General features: G+C 53.4%; 15 protein-coding genes. 3 read left to right on the forward strand and 12 right to left on the reverse strand.

Features of this window, described 5'->3' with window-relative positions:
• Positions 1 to 158: 158 nt before the first annotated feature.
• The 3 genes from NST08_RS25560 to yicI form a co-directional block, all read right to left on the reverse strand.
• The gene (locus tag NST08_RS25560) at positions 159 to 1,718 is read right to left on the reverse strand and encodes a response regulator transcription factor (protein ID WP_007131738.1); all 1,560 of its coding nucleotides are present in this window, start codon (positions 1,716 to 1,718) and stop codon (positions 159 to 161) included.
• Complete coding sequence (locus NST08_RS25565; RefSeq protein ID WP_007131739.1) at positions 1,711 to 3,501, reverse strand: cache domain-containing sensor histidine kinase; 1,791 nt, start codon at positions 3,499 to 3,501, stop codon at positions 1,711 to 1,713. The genes NST08_RS25560 and NST08_RS25565 overlap by 8 nt, the downstream gene beginning before the upstream one ends.
• A 222-nt stretch (positions 3,502 to 3,723) precedes the next feature.
• Positions 3,724 to 6,048 carry an alpha-xylosidase gene (yicI, locus tag NST08_RS25570; RefSeq protein WP_341342425.1) on the reverse strand — a complete coding sequence of 775 codons (2,325 nt, stop codon included), beginning with the start codon at positions 6,046 to 6,048 and terminating at the stop codon, positions 3,724 to 3,726.
• Positions 6,049 to 6,223: 175 nt separating this feature from the next.
• Between yicI and NST08_RS25575 the strand changes: the two genes are divergently transcribed.
• Entirely contained in the window at positions 6,224 to 7,105 is an 882-nt protein-coding gene (locus NST08_RS25575) for an AraC family transcriptional regulator (protein WP_007131741.1), read from the forward strand.
• A 357-nt stretch (positions 7,106 to 7,462) separates the two neighbouring features.
• On the opposite strand, the gene NST08_RS25580 is transcribed toward NST08_RS25575, so the two are convergent.
• Positions 7,463 to 8,221: a YqcI/YcgG family protein gene (locus NST08_RS25580; RefSeq protein WP_007131742.1), complete on the reverse strand. Its 759-nt coding sequence runs from the start codon at positions 8,219 to 8,221 to the stop codon at positions 7,463 to 7,465.
• Between the two features lie 185 nt (positions 8,222 to 8,406).
• On the opposite strand from NST08_RS25580, the gene rnjA reads away from it, so the two are divergent.
• Positions 8,407 to 10,125: a ribonuclease J1 gene (gene rnjA / locus NST08_RS25585; protein ID WP_007131743.1), complete on the forward strand. Its 1,719-nt coding sequence runs from the start codon at positions 8,407 to 8,409 to the stop codon at positions 10,123 to 10,125.
• 165 nt (positions 10,126 to 10,290) lie between these two features.
• On the opposite strand, the gene NST08_RS25590 is transcribed toward rnjA, so the two are convergent.
• Positions 10,291 to 11,517 (reverse strand): MFS transporter, encoded by a 1,227-nt coding sequence (locus tag NST08_RS25590; protein ID WP_144869808.1) that lies wholly within the window; start codon positions 11,515 to 11,517, stop codon positions 10,291 to 10,293.
• 440 nt (positions 11,518 to 11,957) lie between these two features.
• Between NST08_RS25590 and NST08_RS25595 the strand changes: the two genes are divergently transcribed.
• The gene (locus NST08_RS25595) at positions 11,958 to 12,569 is read left to right on the forward strand and encodes a hypothetical protein (protein ID WP_028405053.1); all 612 of its coding nucleotides are present in this window, start codon (positions 11,958 to 11,960) and stop codon (positions 12,567 to 12,569) included.
• Positions 12,570 to 12,692: 123 nt separating this feature from the next.
• Here the strand turns inward: NST08_RS25595 and NST08_RS25600 are convergent, their stop codons facing one another.
• The 7 genes from NST08_RS25600 to NST08_RS25630 all read right to left on the reverse strand — a co-directional run bounded on the left by NST08_RS25600 (position 12,693) and on the right by NST08_RS25630 (position 19,004).
• Positions 12,693 to 13,343 carry a YqaA family protein gene (locus NST08_RS25600; RefSeq protein WP_007131746.1) on the reverse strand — a complete coding sequence of 217 codons (651 nt, stop codon included), beginning with the start codon at positions 13,341 to 13,343 and terminating at the stop codon, positions 12,693 to 12,695.
• Positions 13,344 to 13,617: 274 nt separating this feature from the next.
• Positions 13,618 to 14,430, reverse strand: coding sequence for a pyridoxine/pyridoxal/pyridoxamine kinase (gene pdxK / locus NST08_RS25605; RefSeq protein WP_007131747.1), 813 nt, complete (start codon positions 14,428 to 14,430; stop codon positions 13,618 to 13,620).
• Between the two features lie 375 nt (positions 14,431 to 14,805).
• Positions 14,806 to 15,552, reverse strand: a complete 747-nt coding sequence (gene map, locus NST08_RS25610) for a type I methionyl aminopeptidase (RefSeq protein ID WP_007131748.1) — start codon at positions 15,550 to 15,552, stop codon at positions 14,806 to 14,808.
• Between the two features lie 700 nt (positions 15,553 to 16,252).
• Entirely contained in the window at positions 16,253 to 16,402 is a 150-nt protein-coding gene (locus NST08_RS25615; RefSeq protein ID WP_245256202.1) for a hypothetical protein, read from the reverse strand.
• 143 nt (positions 16,403 to 16,545) lie between these two features.
• Complete coding sequence (locus tag NST08_RS25620; protein WP_007131749.1) at positions 16,546 to 16,764, reverse strand: hypothetical protein; 219 nt, start codon at positions 16,762 to 16,764, stop codon at positions 16,546 to 16,548.
• Positions 16,765 to 16,855: 91 nt separating this feature from the next.
• Positions 16,856 to 17,449 carry a class I SAM-dependent methyltransferase gene (locus tag NST08_RS25625; RefSeq protein WP_244152767.1) on the reverse strand — a complete coding sequence of 198 codons (594 nt, stop codon included), beginning with the start codon at positions 17,447 to 17,449 and terminating at the stop codon, positions 16,856 to 16,858.
• 364 nt (positions 17,450 to 17,813) lie between these two features.
• Positions 17,814 to 19,004, reverse strand: a complete 1,191-nt coding sequence (locus NST08_RS25630; RefSeq protein ID WP_007131751.1) for an anhydro-N-acetylmuramic acid kinase — start codon at positions 19,002 to 19,004, stop codon at positions 17,814 to 17,816.

Raw genomic sequence — 19,004 nt, forward strand, 5'->3', positions numbered from 1 at the left:
CAAACAAAAATAGACGCGCACCATAGACGCGTCTTCGGGCAGAATCAAGGCAGCCCTTACCTGCGGAAGCGAAAAGCACCGGCAAGCCTTGGCATCAAGCTGCAGCCGGCTATCCCGTCCAAGGCGTCCGCCGTGACGTGAGATAACACACTGCTCCCTTAAAGCTCCAGCTCTTTGCGATAATTCGACGGCGAGGTTCCAACATATTTTTTAAACTTGCTGTGGAAGTAATCCACGTTGGTATACCCTACCTTCTCCGCAACCTGGTACACCTTCATCCCCTGTTTCAGAAAATCCTTGGCCTTGTCGATTCGGACCTTATCCAGATACGTGTTAAAGTATTCACCTGTTGTATTTTTGAACATTTTGCCCAAGTAAGCGCTGTTGTAATTGAATACCGAGGCCAAGGTTTCCAGCTTAATATTGTCGCTGTAATTTCGTTGGATCAGGTCCAGTATGCGCTTCATCTCCTGATCCCGCCCCCCTCTGCCCGCCTGCCACACCAGCTCCTCCAGGAATTGGGCGGAGTGCCGGCACAGATCAAATACGGTCCGTTGGCGGAAGATTGCAGCTATCCGGTCCGAGTATTCCTTCGTTCGCGATTGCAGCTCGGTATGATGCAGCGTCAGCTTGTTATGCACGCTGGTCAGCAGCTCGACGAAAGCGCTCTTCATGTCCCCTTCGGTGTATTGATCCCGGATCATGCCCAAGGCGGCGGAGCGGAGCAGCTTCTGCTGAATGTCCGCGTTGCCGACATCCACTGCGTAATACAGCTGCTCCATGAACGGACCGGGCTCATACCCTTCCGATGGCTCAGCCCCGTTCTCGCCGCCGAAAGGCACCGACTCCGGGTATAGCAGCTCGCCAGGGGCATAGAAGAATCGCCGCCGCAGCAGCTTCTTGGCCGCATGGTAGGACTTGACGGTATCGGCGGCCTCCCGCACAGGCTGCCCCATGGCGGCCGTAATAGCGGCTCCGGCCGCGCTTGCTGCCGTCTCGAGCCGGTCCTGCAGCTCTTTCCTTCCGGAGGCGGACAGCACCGGTACCGGCATAAGCAGACCGAGGAAGCCATGCAACGAAAATACGATGCCGCTGCCCTCCCTCTCGAAGGCTTCCACCAGCTTTTCCTTCAGGAGGCGATCCGGTTCATCGCTCGATTCATCGGAGCCGTGAACATAAACAAGTGCAACCTGATAATGGTCCCAAGCAAGTCCCAGCTGCTCGGCCAGCTGGCGGGATGCCGCATCCACTCCCGCCTCCTGTTCCTGCCGGAGCCAGGATTGAATGAGCTGCTCGCGGCTGATTTCCGAGGCGGCCTGATTCAGCGCCATCCACTGACGCTCCTGCTCGATCGTTTCCTTCATCTGCATCAGGTAAGCGGACAGCTCATCCTCATCTACCGGCTTGAGCAAATATCCGTCAACCCGATGGGAGATAGCCCGCTTGGCATAATCGAAATCGGCGTAACCGCTGAGGATCAGAAGATGAATCGCCGGATCGACGGAGCGGACCGCCTCGATCAGCTGCAGACCGTCCATGCCCGGCATGCGAATGTCCACAAGCATGACGTCCGGCGCATAACGCTTGTGCTTCTCAAGCGCTTCGTTTCCGTTGGCAGCTGTGTCCACGACCTCGTACCCCAGCTCGCTCCAAGGCACGATACTCTTCAAACCTTCACGCAGTTTAGGCTCATCATCCACGATCAGCACTTTAATCATCGATTTCTCCTCCTGTCGGAATACTGAATTCTATACGGGTGCCCTCTCCCGGCTCGCTATAAATGGCCAAGCCGGATTCGGGGCCATAAGTCAGCTGGAGTCTGACATGCACGTTGCGCAAGCCGATTCGGCCGCCCTCATGCTCGTCGGATTCATTCAGGAAGCTGTGTATCATCTCGAGCCGTTCCGGAGTAATGCCTGCCCCGTTATCCTCGGTTACGACGAGAATCATGCCACGCTGGGCTGTAACCCTAACCCGGATAAACGTGCCGTCTTCCTTGTGGTCCATGCCGTGAATGACGGCATTTTCAACGAGAGGCTGGATAATCAGCGGAGGGATCCTGACCGGCTCGGCATCCGGATCCACCTCCAGCTCATATTTCAACCGGTCTTCATATCGAAATTTCTGAACGTCCAGATAGCATCGCACCATCTCGATTTCGTCCTTGATCGTCGTCTTTCCGCTTCCGACCTCAAGATTGCTGCGCATCATCTTCCCGAGCAGCCGGACGATTCGGGCGATCTCGCGCTCGCCCTTCAAATGGGCCTCCATCCGTATCGCTTCCAAGGCATTGAACAGGAAATGGGGATTGATCTGACTGGCCATCATTTTAAACTTGATTTCACTTTGCTTCTGCTCCAAGCGCCGCTTCTGCAAATTGGATTCCTGCACTTCGTTCATCAGCTCATTAATGCTTCCGACCATGGAGTTGAACTGGCGGGACAATTGCCCGATCTCGTCTTTGCCGTCAATCTCCATCGCCACGGCAAGGTTGCCCGTCCCTACCTTTGTAATATGCTTGCTAAGCCTTAGCAGGCGGTTTGAAATGAGCGAGGAGAAGCTGTAGATCAGCAGGACGGCCAGCACCAGGCTAATGATGATGACCGTCATCACCAGCCGGTTAATCCGGTTCGCTTCGGCTACGATGCTGTCGATGGAGAAGATCGAGATAATTCTTAGGCTGTTCTGCCCCATCTCCGGATTCAGCGGTTCAATGAGCACCTTGGATGCTTCACGATCAATGACCGCCTCGTAGGACCCGCTCGGTTGATAAACCGCGCCGGAATCATCATGGATTTCGGACAGCGTCCTGCCGTAAAGATCCGGGCGGTTGGCAGCAACGATATTGTTCTTGCTGTCCGCTATGATCGTGTAGAACGATTCCTGATTCAGAATCGTATTCAGCATGCCCGTGTTGACGTTGATAACCAGCACGCCGCGGTTGTCTTTGCTCCCCAGGTCCACTCCCTTGATCAGGCTGAGGTAGTGCTTCCCGTCACGCTCATCAACAATATAATCCCAGTGAATGACGCCGATATTTTCCTGGGCCCGGACGTACCATTCCGCCTGCCGGATCTCTTCTTCCGGATAGATGAATTCCCAGTTGTTCAGCATGGTCTGGTTCTCGCTGTAAAAGCGAATGTTGGAGATCTCTTTATACATCTGCTTCGCCTGCTGAAGATCCGGATAAGCACGATAGGCGACAAACACATCGTATACGCTTTCATATTGGCGGTTGGCCAGGTTTTTGAGCCGCTCATCATATGAAAGCCGGTAGGATAGATCATCCGACACGTTAAGCACCTCTGTCGACCGCTTCTTCACCCGGTCCACGTTCTGGTACGCTTGCTCCAAGGCATTGTTAAATGCAAACTTACGGAGCTCTCCCGTCAGGAAAATGCTGACGATTGAAACCGGAACAAATACGACCACGACAAAGGATAAAATCAATTTCGTTCGGATTTTCATATCATTCATCAGTTGAATGAAATACGATAACATCGAATGGTTTTCGCTCCTGTCTTACATAGACGTCGGCAGATCCGAGGAAACGGTTACAAATAATTGCCGATGGTGGCCCAAACTCCCTGCCGCTCCCCAATTATATCAGGATAAACACCCCTTCTTGATCAACCAAAAGATGGAAGAAGCCCGACTCCAGCACAGGGCTGGTCCGGGCTCACCTTCCTTATTAACAAGCAGCCAATCTTGCGCTTCCGAAAACTATCCTTTCAACTGAACGGCGAATTCCGCTTTCCGGCCCCCGGCCACGTCAATCCGGCCTTCCGCCAGAGTCGCCCCTTCTCCGTCTACGGAGACAGCTTCGCCCGTGCCGTACAGCTTCACGGAGAACGGCTTGCCGCTGCCTTCGGATGTCAGGCTAATCCGGTTTCCAACACGGACAGCGCGTACGGACAGTTCAATCTGACCTTCCATGTTGCGTACCGTTACCGATGCCTCTTGGCCATCTTCCAAGGCATACAGCCCCAGCTCCACTCCGTCTGCATAGTCATAATCCGGCCGGTTGTCGTTAGCGCCCAGCGCCAGGAAAGAGTTGCCCCGTACAAAGAGCGGCAGACTGAGGAAATCATAGGTCTCCTTGCGCCATGAACCGCCTTCCACCGTTTCGCCGGTCAGCAGATGCGTCCAGCGCCCGTGCGGAAGATAATACGATACTTCTCCCTTCTCGCTGAAGACCGGAGCAACCAGCAGCGAGTCGCCAAGCATATATTGACGGTCCAGCATTTCGACGGCCGGGTCTTCAGGGAATTCCAGGAACATGGCCCGCATGCTCGGAATCCCGTGCTCCGAGGCTTGAACCGCTGTATTGAACAGATACGGCATTAGACGGCTCTTCAGCTTCGTGAAGAAGCGCGTAACATCGACGGCCTCTTCGTCGTATGCCCAAGGCACCCGGTAGGACGTGCTGCCGTGCAGGCGGCTGTGGCTCGACAGGAGACCGAACGCCAACCAGCGCTTGAACACATGGGCCGGCGCCGTATTCTCGAAGCCGCCGATATCATGGCTCCAGAAGCCGAAGCCGCCTAGGCCGAGCGACAAGCCGCCGCGAAGGCTCTCCGCCATGGATTCGTAATCGGCGTAGCAATCGCCGCCCCAGTGAACCGGGAACTGCTGTCCGCCAACCGTAGCGGAACGCGCGAATACGGCCGCTTGATTTTTCCCGAATTTCTCCACAAGCACTTCGAATACCACTTTGTTGTAGAGCTGGGTGTAATAATTGTGCATTTTATGCGGATCGGATCCGTCGAAATATACGACATCGGTTGGAATCCGCTCGCCGAAATCCGTTTTGAAGCTGTCCACGCCCATGTCCGCCAGCTCGCGGAGATATCCTGCATACCATTCGCATGCATCCGGATTCGTGAAATCCACAAGCGCCATCCCCGGCTGCCACAGATTCCACTGCCACACGTCGCCGTTAGGCTTCTTCACGAGATATCCCTTCTCCCGTCCTTCCTCAAAAAGGCGCGAGCGCTGGGCGATATACGGGTTGATCCATACGCAAATTTTCAGGCTCTTCTCTTTCAGGCGCTTCAGCATGCCTTCCGGATCCGGGAATACTTCCTCATCCCATTGGAAATCGGTCCAATTCAGCCCCTTCATCCAGAAGCAGTCGAAATGGAAGACGTGCAAAGGAATGTCGCGCTCCAGCATCCCGTCCACGAATGAATTGACCGTAGCTTCGTCATATTGTGTCGTGAACGAGGTTGAGAGCCACAAGCCGAAGGTCCAGGCCGGAGGCAGCGCCGGCTTGCCTGTCAGATTCGTATATTTATCGAGCACGCCTTTCGGATCGGGACCATCGATGATGAAGTACTCCAGCGACTCGCCTTGAACGCTGAACTGCACCTTCTTCACCTTCTCGGAGGCCACCTCGAAGGAGACGAGATCCGGCTGATTCACGAATACGCCGTAGCCTTTGTTCGTGATGTAGAACGGGATGTTTTTATAAGCCTGCTCGGAGCTTGTGCCCCCGTCCTGATTCCAGATGTCGACGGTTTGGCCGTTCTTCACGAAGGACGTGAAGCGCTCGCCAAGCCCATATACCCATTCGCCTACGCCAAGATCCAGCTCCTCGCGCATGTAGGTCTGTCCGCCGTCCTCAACGATGTGGGCGATCGATTTGAAGCCGCTGCCCGTGATACGCTCGTCTCCACGATAGAAATGAACCGACCACTGCGGGCCTTTCTTGATGACGACACTCAAATTTCCGCTGCGAAGCACAGCCTCCTCGTCATTCTCCTCAATAACTGCATGGCTGCCTTCTTCCTTATACAGCTCGAATGCCGGTCCAAGGTCGCGTACGCCTGCATAATGAACAAGCTTGACGCCGATCACGCCCGGAGCCGGAGAATGGAACTGCACGGTAATGAGCTGCGCGTTGATAGTTGCTCCTCTGCCTGGAATCGGGGCTGTCGAGGCGTACGCTGTGAGCGTGTTGCCTTTCACTGCAAAATCATAGGCCTGTACCGCTCCTGCAATCGAGAAGCCTTCACGTACCAGCCAGTTGCCGTCCGTAAATTTCATGATAGGAACCGCCTTTCTATATTCTGAAAATTGATTATTGGGTTGAAAGCGTTATAATATCATTATACTGATATATTTTTAATGGAACTATCAATATTCGGTCATTTTATAGCACAATCTTGACGTTTAGATGCAACCCATTCATTTCCTGAAAAGCCCGAAGGAGGATTCAAGCATGGATCAAACGCTGCACCGGTCCCTCAAAGAAAGCAAGGCTCATGGCAGCGAACGCTTTCCGTTCGGGATTTACTGGTACCAATTTGCCCCGGGGGCTCATGTTGTAGACTCCCACTGGCATACGGAATCCGAAATCTTCTATTGCATCGAAGGCGAGGTGTTGTTCCAAATCAACGATACCGAATATGTTCCGGTTCGCGCTGGCGAAGCCCTGTTTATCGACGGCTCCGATATCCATACCGGCCACGCCCGAGGGGATCAAGGCTGCAGCTTCTGTGCCATGGTATTCGATTTCGGCATGCTCGCAAGCGCCCAGTACGATGCGCTCCAGGAAGGCATGATCGTTCCCTTTCAGGAACGGAAGGCCACCTTTCCTAGGCTGATTACCTCCGAGACGGATGGTGCGCTACTCCAGCATATCAAGGACATGATCGCCTTATCCAAACAGCCGCCGCCCGGTTATGAAGCCGCAATCAAAGGCCATCTGTACCTTATGCTCCATCACGCCGCCGCATCCGGCAGGCTGGTGAACCGCAGCCGTTCCGATGCGGCCGATACATCAAGAACCGAGCGGCTGAAGAAGGTGATCGTCTATATTCAAAACAACTACCATCGCCCGATTCGAATCAGCGAGCTGGCCGACCTGATCCCGATGAGCGAGGGTCAATTCTGCCGCTTCTTCAAATCGATGACCGGTCAGACGCCGGTAGATTATATGAACTCCTATCGGGTGCGGCAGGCAGCGGAGCTGCTGCGTCAGCCGGAACATAAAATATCCGACATCGCACTCGATGTCGGATTCGGGCATATCAGCTATTTTGTTCGGGTATTCCGCAAAATCATGAACTGCACGCCTTCAGAATATCGCAAAAACTTATAATTTCGGGGGTACTGGCTCTGCCCTCGTTCTTAATATATTTCACCAGCGTCTCTACATTATAATAAGCAGTGGCGATATTGTTCTGGCTGTTCATCTGCTCGGGGTCTTATTTATATCGTGCTCGTCGCCGGCTTCGGCTTCAGGGCCGCCTGTTCGGAGCCCTAGGGATCTGCATTCCCATATTGATCGGAACCGTTATACATAGTCTCCCGTAAGATTCGTATCCTTTGCGGGGATCGCAGCAGATAACGCCAACGAAGGACAACAAAATGGTCAACAACCAGCGAACAAGCAAAACACGCCGTTTAAAGCGAGAGTCTCGCTCTAGAACAGCGTTCCTAATATATTGGTGACCGATTATTGCCGGACCTCCCTATGGATCCGGACAAACGGACAGCGAATCGGAGACTCGGCGCTGTCGTCAAGGAAATATTGCTTCCATTCGTAATTGTCTTCTTGTCCGTACAAATTCAAATCCGGGTGCGGCGGCACGGCATCATACGCCTCTAGGCGTTCCCTGATCAGCTTCTTGGTCCGCTGAGCCTGCCGGGCTTTGGCGTTGAATTGCCGCAAAACCCAGCGCGGCGTGAACGCAAGCATCATGCAAGGAAAATGCCGGCTCCTGCGCTTCTCATGCGCCGGCGTCCCGCAGTAAACGAAATACGGCTCGCCGCCATAACAAAATTCCCATAAGTGATGTGACGGCTCATCCGGTATGGACTCGGGCCATGGCTGCGGGTCATACGCTGTTGCCCGGCTCAGCAGAGCCCAGAACAGCCTCTCGTAATATTCGACGCCATTGCGGCCGTCCCCATCCTTTCCGGTATGGATCATAACCACCAGCGATGTATAGTTTCCGTATTCTCTTGAATGGAGCCCATACTCATGAAGCAGTGAAGCTAATTCACCGGATGCTTCCTCGATTGAATACCTGCTAAGGTTGAGAAAGCCGTATCGGAAATGCTTCAAAGCATGGCCCTGAACGGCCGGAATACAAGGGAATTTGGCGGTCTTATCCGTCATTTTCGCTATCAGGCTGTCAGCGGCTTCAAGCTGCCAGGCCTCCGGCAGATGAAACAAGGCATCCGTATCCAGCAGTGTTGTCCGTGTGCTCATTACCAGTCCCTCCCCTTTCTTCAGCATATAGGGGGGAACAAAAATAGGTGACTGTACCAGCCAAAATTAACATGATTTTAGAAAACCGTTTCACGAAGCTTGAACTTTCTGATATCTTAAGTAGAGAAGAAAATTACCATTCCAGGCTTACGCCTTAATTACCATAGAGAGGATTCTTTCACATTATGTCTAAACCCCTGCTAAACGATCAGATTCAAAATGCCAAGCCGGCCAAAAAGCCGAGGCCTACCGCACCGCCCGTTCGACTGTTCGCGCTAGGAGGGCTTGGGGAAATCGGCAAAAATATGTATGGCGTCGAGTTCAAAAACGAAATCATCCTCATTGATGCCGGCCTGAAATTTCCCGATGCCGAAATGAGCGGTGTCGACTACATTATTCCGGATATCCGGTATTTGATTGAAAACAAGCATAAAATTAAGGGTCTGTTCCTGACGCATGGCCATGAGGACCATATCGGGGCTATCCCTTATGTGCTTCGTCAAATTCAGATGCCGATATTCGGAGGCCCTTTGACCATCGGATTGGTCCGTGCCAAGCTTGAAGAGCATCGACTGCTGGATCAAAGTGATCTGCGGCTCTTCCATGAGGACGAGACCATCTCTTTCAAGCATCTGTCCGTTCATTTCTTCCGGACAACCCACAGCATTCCGGACGCCTTTGGCATCGTTGTCGAAACTCCATACGGTCCTGTTGTACATACCGGGGATTTCAAATTCGATTTCACGCCGGAGGATAAGCCCGCCGATCTTCATAAAATATTAAAGCTTGGCGCACGCGGCGTACTCGCGCTGATGGCGGACAGCACAAACAGCGAACGCGACGGCTTTACGCCTTCGGAGCGTACGGTAGGCGACTCCATTCTCCGCCTGTTCCATGAGTGTCCCGGACGGATCCTGTTTGCCACATTTGCCTCCAACGTCCACCGGCTGCAGCAAGTTGTGGAGGCTGCCATCCGAACCAAACGGAAAATTGCCATCGTCGGACGCAGCATGGAGAAGGTATTCGTCATCGGGCAGGAGCTCGGTTATATTCGCATGCCTGAAGGCATGCTGATTGACGTCAAGGCAGTCAACCGTTACCGTGACGACCAGGTGCTGATTATCTGCACCGGAAGCCAAGGCGAACCCAATGCGGCTCTTACGCGCATCGCTTCCGGGGCGCACCGGTCCATTCAAATTCATCCGAACGATACGGTCATCTTCTCGTCCTCGCCGATTCCGGGGAATACCCAGAACGTGAACCGCAGCATCGATCTGTTGATGCGTGCCGGCGCGGAGGTTAAATACGGCTCGATTCTTGACATTCACACATCCGGGCACGGCTGCCGGGAGGATCTGAAGCTGATGATCAGCAGCCTGCGCCCTAAATATTTTGTGCCGATCCATGGAGAGTACCGGATGCTGCTGAATCACCGGCATCTGGCCACTCAGGTTGGGGTTCCGGACAGCAGCGTCTACTTGCTGAATATCGGCAATACGCTGTCGATCTACCGCAATTATGCAAAGAAAGGGCGCAACATTCCTTCGGGGGATATCTACATTAATAACGGCGAACTGCGCAAGCATGAGAAGGAGCTGCTTGAGGAACGGGTGCAGCTGGCCCATGACGGGGTTGTGATCGTTGCGATCACCATTAATCCGGAAACACGGAAGCTCCTGTCCGGCCCGGAGCTGATTACCCGCGGCTTTGTGTATATGCAGGACTCCAAGCCGCTGCTGCGTCGAGCCGAAGCAATGCTCCGCAAGCAGCTGAACAAAGCCGGAGAGCAGCGTGAATATAACCGCGCGGTCTGGGAGCAGATGACGAACACGGCCCTTAACCGTTATTTCAAACGGGAGCTGGGACGAAGCCCATATATTATGCCGTCAATAATGGAAGTATAATTGTAGAATATAGACCCAGAGTACAATTCCATCCATCCGGCTCAAACGAACCAAGGGGCATTCCGAAGGTCTTCAGACCTGATCGGAATGCCCCTTGTGCTCGTTTAATGGCCAACTGCCGATTTTATCGCATACCGGCTGGAGAAGGCTTCAGAGTCCCTGCACTTACTCATCCGCCAGCTCCAGCCCCTTGGTCTCTTTCCCCAGCAGGAGCACTCCCAGCGCCCCAATCAAAATCGTCACAAAGAACATGACAAAAATCAATTCGATACGGGTTCCCTGCTGCTTCAAAACGCCAACAAGCAGCGGTGCAATAACGCCGCCAATCCGGCCGAAGGAGGTCGCAAGCCCTACGCCGGTCGAACGAACCTTCGTCGGGTAAAGCTCCGGACTGTATGCGTACAATCCGCCCCATGCTCCGAGATTAAAGAAGGACAGGCAGATGCCCGCAGCCAGAAGCGAAGCCTCGGTATTCGCGTAACCGAACCAGATCGCGCTGATGGCCGTAAAGACCAAATACGTGACCAGCACGAATTTCCGCCCGAACCTTTCGATAAAGTAAGCGGCCGTAAAATAGCCCGGCAATTGAGCCAGCGTCATAATCAGCACGTACTGGAAGCTTTTGACCAGACTGAAGCCCTTGTCTACCATGACCGTCGGGAGCCACAGGAACATGCCGTAATAGGAGAAGACCACCGTAAACCACAGCACCCACAGCATGATGCTCGTGCGCCGATGCTCGGTCGACCAAACCGAGGCTACGCGCTCTCCAAACGATAGCCTCCGGGCGCTCTTCTGCCGCATATACCGCGGCGAATCCTCGATTGCGCGGCGAAGGTACAGCGCGTAAATGGCCGGCAGCGCCCCAATGACAAAGGCCGTTCGCCATCCATAGTCCGGAATGACGAAATACGCAATCAATGCGGATAAGATCCACCCCGCAGCCCAGAAGCTCTCGAGCAGGACAACCGCTCTTCCCCGTTCACGGACCGGCATGCTTTCCGAAACGAGGGTGGAGGCCACCGGAAGCTCTCCCCCAAGACCGAACCCTGCGATAAAGCGCAGCAAGCACAGCATGATAAAGCCGGTGGCCAGTGCCGAAAGACCGCTCGCGATCGAGAAAATAAGCAGCGTCCAGAGTAAAATATTTTTGCGTCCGTATTTATCCGCTAGAAAACCGGCCATCGCCGCACCGAATACCATCCCGATCGACGTCGTGCTTGTCAATATCCCGACCTGCTGCGAGCTCAGCGACCATTCTGCGGCGAGGGCGGCGACAACAAACGAGATCATCCCCACATCCATGGCGTCAAACATCCAGCTGATGCCGGCGCTGAACAGGAGCTTACGCTGCTTCGGCTCCTTTAACAGCCCCATCCTTCCGTTACTCATGCTAAACCGCTCCTTTCTTAAGATATCAGACAGTATAAACTTCGCGGCGTCAGCTTTCTGATATCGCAAGAGAAACTACCGCTAAACGCGGTCGTGTCTTCTTTGAATGTACGTCGATAGACGTTTTTCTTACCTTTTTATAATGTAGTGGATTGCTAGAACGGTAGCAAGACTTAATCGTTGTACCGATGCCAATTGTGCAATGACACCCTTAAACAATTTTATATTGCCCCAAGAAAAGGATAATTTGGACATGGAGCGAATATATTGTTATCAGGCTTCCTATAAATGGTGACAATTCCAAAGCTAATCTAGTGAAATTGAGAGAAATTGGTTATTTTTGACTTGAACAGCTTTGCCTTTTCGTTTATTGTGAAAGAAAGCAAGTCACTTCATTTGGTGTGATTCGTTAGGAACGTTAACAAAGGAGTTATTTAAGTATGTACACGGAACAAGATATTTGGATTGTGCTTACAGGCACGGGCACCTGGTTTAGCAGAATGATCCAATATTTCACGAAAGCCCCGCTAAATCATGCATCCATCGCGTTTGACTCCGAATTACGCGAAGTGTACAGCTTCGGGCGGAAGAAAGCGAACAACCCCTTCAATGGCGGCCTCGTTCGTGAAAATCTCCGCGACCCCTTCTTCTATTCCTCTGCGTGTGCCGTCTACCGCTGTCGTGTCAGTCATGAGGATTACCAGAGGATGTACAATCTTGTTAAAGAAATGATGCGAAACCAGGATCGGTATAAATATAATCTGCTTGGACTGCTAGGCATTTTATTTCGGCTTCATATCGACCGCGACGATGCGTATTTCTGCTCCCACTTTGTCGCGAAGGTCTTCGAACAGGCCGGTCTTCGACCGGTGAACAAGCCATGTCATTTGGTGACGCCTGAGGATTTCTCCAACTCTCCGCAGCTGACGGAAGTCTACCGGGGGCCGCTGCACGGGTATCTTACGATGGACACGGTTTCTCCTCTGTCCTCACCGCCGACCTACACGCCGGTTACCACCAAAGGCATCAGCAAAATTTTCCGTATCGGCTAAACCGCGGGCTCCGTCCCCTGTCATCAGCCATTGGCTTAAAGCTTCATGATCTCTGCAACGGACACAAAGAGCAGCCGGGTTTCTCCCCCGGCTGCTCCTTTTGTATATCTGCAAGATCAAGCATTACGCAGACGGCGATTGATCCGTTACTTGCTCCAGAACCGGCTTTTCTACCGGATCGGCACTAGGTACAGCTTCCGCCTGCTGCTGCATTTTTCTACGCTTACGTCTTCGTTTGAAATAAATGCCAATCAATATTAAAGGAACCGCGATCAGGGCGATGTACAGGGATACATCCTTCACCATTCCTTCGGCTGCATTGCCATACAGGTAGAACAAAGTCCCCACGACATAAAATTTAGTCGCTCTACCCAAGGCCGCATAGGCCATCAGTCTCCAGAGCGGGAAGTTCAGACATCCGGACAAAATGGTAAATACCTTAAACGGGATCGGCGTAAACGAACCGATTAATATCGCAGCCTCGCCGTTTTTCTGAAACAGATTGGTTGCCGCGTCGATCCATTGCTTTTTCAAAATTTTATATAATACCGACTTCCCAAGCAGCTTTCCAATCGCGTACCCCAGCGGCGTTCCCAGCAAACATCCGATAAAGCCGTAAGTCGCTAGCCACAGCGCATCTTTCGGGTGAACAATACTCAAGGAAACCTGTAGAAAAAAGGCGGGAATCGGAAAAATCACGGCATCCGCAAATGAATGAATAAACAACCCTAAAGGACCAAAACTCCTTAAAAATTCCAAAATGTCCTGAAACATGTCTCAACCCCTATACATTTTTTCCTGCTTCTCTTTAGATCTGAATAAATTATAGCACATAATGATATGGGAAAGGACCCAGGCTGCTGTATACTTTTGCACGGCGCGAGTGAAAATGGTGCAAGCCTTTGCTCCTATCCAGTATATGCATCGAAGTCATATAACAACAAAAAAACCTTTCTTCCGGGGAAGAAAGGTTTAAGAAAATGCTCAAGCAGCCTGCGGCCGCTGGCCGAATCCAAAATGCATAAGCTTGCAGAAATTTGTGTTTTCTTTAATTCGCCGCTGTGCTGCGATGCGCGGAATGCCGGGTCGGTCCAACAAATTGATTAAGCGGGAAGCCGTTGCTTATCGCTTGGGTAATGAACGCTTTGGCCTGCTGCACAGCTTCACGGACCGTGAGGCCTTTAGCGAGCCCTGCCGTGATGGAGGCCGATGAGGTGCAGCCGGCACCGTGCGTATACTGGGTCAGAATCGCATCGGCTTCAAACCATTCGAAGGTTTTTCCGTCATAGAGCAGGTCCATGGCTTTGCCTTCGCGGATTTTGCCGCGGTCCTTAATCAGGACATGCTTCGCGCCGCGGCCATGAATGATCGCCGCCGCTTCCTGCATTTGCTCCAAGGTCGTAATCGGTCCGGATTTGGCAAGCTGGGAAGCCTCGAACAAATTCGGGGTTACGACATCCGCACGCGGCAGCAGGAACTCCAGCATGGCCTCCGTATTTTCCGGCTGCAGCACTTCATCCGTGCCCTTGCACACCATTACCGGATCGATCACGATGCGCTTCAGATCATGCTTGTCAATATACTTGGCGACCAGCTCGATAATATCAACCGAACCGAGCATGCCCGTCTTCATCGCGTCGATGCCGATGCCCTCGAGCACGGTCTTCAACTGGGTCTCCACGATGCCAAGCTCAACCGGAAAGACCTGGTGATCCCAGGTTGCCGGCTCCATGCAGACGATCGTCGTCAGCGCCGTCATGCCGTACACGTCAAATTCCTGAAACGTCTTGAGGTCCGCTTGGATACCCGCTCCGCCGCTTGTATCCGAGCCAGCTACCGTTAATGCTTTACGTATCGTCATGGTTCATGTTCCCTTCGCTAGTGAAATGGTTACTCTATTATAAAAAAAACTGCGATTTCCGTCTATCCTTGGCGAACGCGCTGATGCAGCGGCCTATGCTCGTGGATAACCCTGCAAGCACTCCGCATGCGGATCCCCATACGATCCCTCTTATTCCCGGATTTCCTTGAACTGATTATCCGATGTCGAAATCCGGGAATAAAGGGGCACGCTTCGCTTCTTCTGAGGGATTCCGCCTGCTCCGTTGATGCCCTTTGGGGATGGCGCTGGGTTGCAGGTATCCGGGGCTGAGCATCGCCCCTGCTGTTAGGCAGCTGTTCGTTGGAGCAAGTTCCGTGCTTCGAGTTGGCGCTTTACGCTCCCAGGTGCCTCCGCTTATTGCTCCGTAAGAATAACAGGGCCGTCCTTGGTAATCGCCAGCGTATGCTCATATTGCGCAGACCACTTGCCGTCCATCGTTCTGGCGGTCCAGCCGTCGGCGTCGATCTTGCACTTGTATGTCCCGATGTTCAGCATCGGCTCGATGGTGATGACCATGCCTTCCTTCAATCGCGTTCCGCGATGCGGAGGTCCGTAATGCGGCACCTGCGGCTCCTCATGCATGTTCTCGCCGATAGCATGCCCTACGAAATGCCGTACCACCGACAGGTTCTCGGATTCGGCATAGGACTGGATGGCATGCGAGATATCGCCGATCCGATTGCCCACGACCGCCTGCTCGATTCCGAGATACAGCGATTTTTTGGTCACATCCAGCAGATGCTGCGCCTCCTCCGAAATATTCCCGACCGGATAGGACCAGGCGGAATCCGCCAGCCATCCGTCGAGCTTCACCACCATGTCAATGGTGACGATATCCCCGTCTTTAAGAGGCTCGTTGCTCGGGAACCCATGACAGATAACGTCATTGACGGAGGCGCAGGTGGCAAACGGATACCCGTGATATCCCTTCTGCTCCGGATGCGCGCCGCGCTCGGCAAGGAACCCCTCCACGAATTGATCAATCTCCAGCGTTGTCACGCCGGGCTTGATCATGGTTGCGATATGCCGGTGGCAATCGGCCAGAATCTCTCCCGCTTTTTTCATCTTCTCAATCTGTTCCGGTGTCTTCAGAATAATCAATCGATCCACTCCTTATGCTGTGTGTGTATGGCTTCAGCCGTTACATAGTAAAAAGCCTTAACTGGCCGGGGTCAGAAAATCCATGCTCCCCCCAACCAATAAGGCTGATTCTCGTAAAGTGTATCCGTCTTTCCTTCGGATCATGATTCGCTGATGCATGATTCTACAAATGCGATCATCCCTTACCTATCTTTATTCTACTCCTTGCGGAGCAGAAACCTCAATCCTTTTGTATAACCGGTATCTTCCAGGCATGATTTGATCATTCTCTGCTTGGATCGTCACTTAGTGACCTGCAATCATGGAGAATAGCTTTCCCCAAAAGGCAGGGTTTGGAACGGCCGGATGATGGCGTGGGAGAGCGGATCTTGGATGCGGTTGAAGTTCGGGCACCTTTTCGTACGACAAAAAAAAGAAAAAACCTTTACGCCCAAAAAACAGCGATAAAGGTATTATGCCCAAAAGCAAGCCACCGGCTCAGGTTACAGAAATCGAAGCCCTTGCGGATGCTGGGAAGTGCATTATGTATCTTCGAATTTTCGAGTGAACTTAACCGAAAGCAATGCTGGTCGGTTGATCGCCCCGATGTGATGCCAAGCACCCTCATAGCCTTCTACAACCCAATTGTCTCAATTTAGATGTCGCTTCCTCTTCTTTTGGTAAAAATAAATGCCCAGAACCAGGATCAGCACCAATACGGCTATACTTCCCTGAACGAGCGTGCTCCTGTGTGAGGAGGCGGAATCACCGGGGACTGGCCGTCTACGGGCGGGTAGCCGCTGCCAAGCTCTTTTAGTTCATTGGCAGCCGAGGATAGGAGCTTGGTCCCTTCACATATTCCGGTTTCCAATTTCCCGGACTCCCTATACGCAAATATCAGATATTCATCGCCGACCGAAAATCGGTCATAGCCGCAGCTCTCAGTAGACATTGCGGTGGAAATCGTCGTTTTCTTGCCCAGCTCTCCCTTCCATACCTTCGAAACCTCGAGCGTTACCGTAACCGGATCCGCGCCGGATGAAAAAAGCCGAAAAGGCGGCGGTCGATATGCTCGTCACTGCCTGCAAAAATCGCCGTCTTAAGCTCCAGGCTTTCTGCAATCGTAGGCGGCTCGGCACAGGAGCAGGCGGAAGCCTTAGGAAGGTTCACGGCATAGATACTTATCAGCAGCAGCAAAATGCTTAACAAGACCACGGGCTTGGATTTTGCCATCAAACCAGATCACCTCGATCATATAGACGGCTTAAACATCCAGTATGTTCCAGGCTCTCCCTGCAATTTCACGAATTCGTGGCAGACGATGTTATTTCCTCGCCAAAATCAGATAGTGGCGCTCTGTCGGATACTCGAGTCCTTCCACCCGCAACCCCGCCTGCTCAAGCAGGTTCTGCATCACTTGGGGATCGACACGGTTCGGACGGGGAACTCGCTGCTCCATCGGATCCTCCTGCCATTCCAGGCATAAGCAGCGCCCACCCGGCCTGAGAACCCTTGCGATTTCGCGAACGGAAGCCTCCAGCTCGTCCGTAATGTGCAGGATCAGGGACGCGATGATCCGGTCGACCGCCTCATCCTCGAAAGGCAGCTGCTCCACCTGTCCCTTCACTACTCGCACATTGGTCAATCCCTCTTCTGCTGCCCGCTTCTCCATGAATTCCAGCATCGCCGGCTCCAAGTCTACGGCAAATACGGTTCCAGCAGTCATGCTTGCAGCCGGTATGGAAAAATAGCCGGTTCCCGCCCCAATATCAAGCAAATCAACCTCACCGTTCACCTGGAGCTTCTCCAGCAGCACGGCTGCCGGAAGCTCCCACTTACGTTCCGGACTTTCCAACCGATCAATAAGGGTTGGATCAAAGCTCTCCTTCATCATCGTTTCTCCTTTCGTTTCCATCATCGATCTGTATTTTGTCTCTTCCTAACCCATCATACCGCATTGAGAAGTTGAAGGATAACCTCTATTGGGAAAACCGGATGTAGATCTCCTTAGGATGCAAGGTGTACGGGTATGGTGTATGGTGTATGGTGCATGGTGTGTGGTGCATGGTGTGTGGTGCGCGGAGAGCGGTGTATGATGCGTGGTAGGCGATGCAAGGTGCGCGGAGAGCGGTACACGGTGCGCTTCGGTGAGCCGAGGTCAAGACATGCCTTAGATGACTGATGAACCCGATATTTGACAGGAAACATCCCGTTTCCCCTAAAAAAAGCATCCCTCGCAGGATGCTAAAACAAAACGCTGGGCTATTAACCCAGCCTTCCTTCTACGGCAGCGCAAGCTTCCCCATCACGGTCGGGCGAAGCGCTCCCGTCGCTGCCGGCAGGTTGTTCGGCACGCCGTGCACGAAATCATTGCCTAACAGGGCAAAAATGACCGCTTCCTTCGCATCGTCATTCCACCCGAGCTCGGCGGAGGTCATTACCTTTTGTCCTGGCAGCCGTTCGCTCAGCATATGAAGCAGCGTCCGGTTATGCGCTCCCCCGCCCGTGACAATCACCTCAGCGATGGCAACTCGCGGAAAAACATAACGTTCATAGCTGTCCGCAATGGAAGCCGCCGTGAATGCCGTGGCCGTCGCCACGATGTCTTCATCCGATAGACCGCGCGCGCTCGCCGCCTTAAGAAAAGAAGCCGCATACGGCTGGCCGAAAAGCTCCCTGCCCGTTGATTTGGGCGGCGGCGTCCGGAAATAGGCATGGGACATCATCTCATCCAAAAGCGCTTGATCCGGCTTCCCCTGAGCAGCCCACTTTCCGCCCTCGTCATAGGAGAGACGGCCCTCCGAAAGCGCGTGGACAACCGCGTCGATCACCATATTCCCCGGCCCAGTATCAAACGCCAGAACTTCGGACGGGCCCGCTCCCGCAGGAAGCGCCGTACAGTTGCCGATGCCGCCGACGTTCTGAAGCAGCCTGCCCCGTTCGTGATGCCGGAACAGGATCAAATCGCCGTAAGGAGCGAAAGGCGCGCCCTGGCCCCCCACCGCCATGTCCGCCGGGCGGAAATCGCCGACAACCGGTAGGCCCGTAAGCTTCGCGATGACCGAAATGTCGCCGATCTGCAGCGTGGACGGCGTTGAATACGGATCATCCGGCTCCGCTACGGGAAGATGCCAGATCGTCTGCCCGTGCGAGCTGACGAGGTCGACATCCTCGATCCGCATCCCGGCATCCGCTATCGCCTCCAGCACGGCTTCTCCGAACCGATATCCGAGGTAGGCGTTCATACTGCATACCGCAGCGCTGCTGGAGTGCTCCGTGCCGCACAGCTCCTGCAGCCGCCGGCGAAACTCCGGCTCATAAGAGCGGCTATAATAATGAAGCAGCTCGGCGGAAGCCGTAAGGCCGCTGCCGTGAATCCGGACGATGGCCGCATCGATCCCGTCAAGGGATGTGCCGGACATCAGGCCGACGACCACAGTCGGCTCCCCCTGCTTCCTAGGTGCGAGTATCAT

Source organism: Paenibacillus sp. FSL K6-1566 (assembly GCF_038050475.1).
GTDB lineage: Bacteria > Bacillota > Bacilli > Paenibacillales > Paenibacillaceae > Paenibacillus_AQ > Paenibacillus_AQ lactis.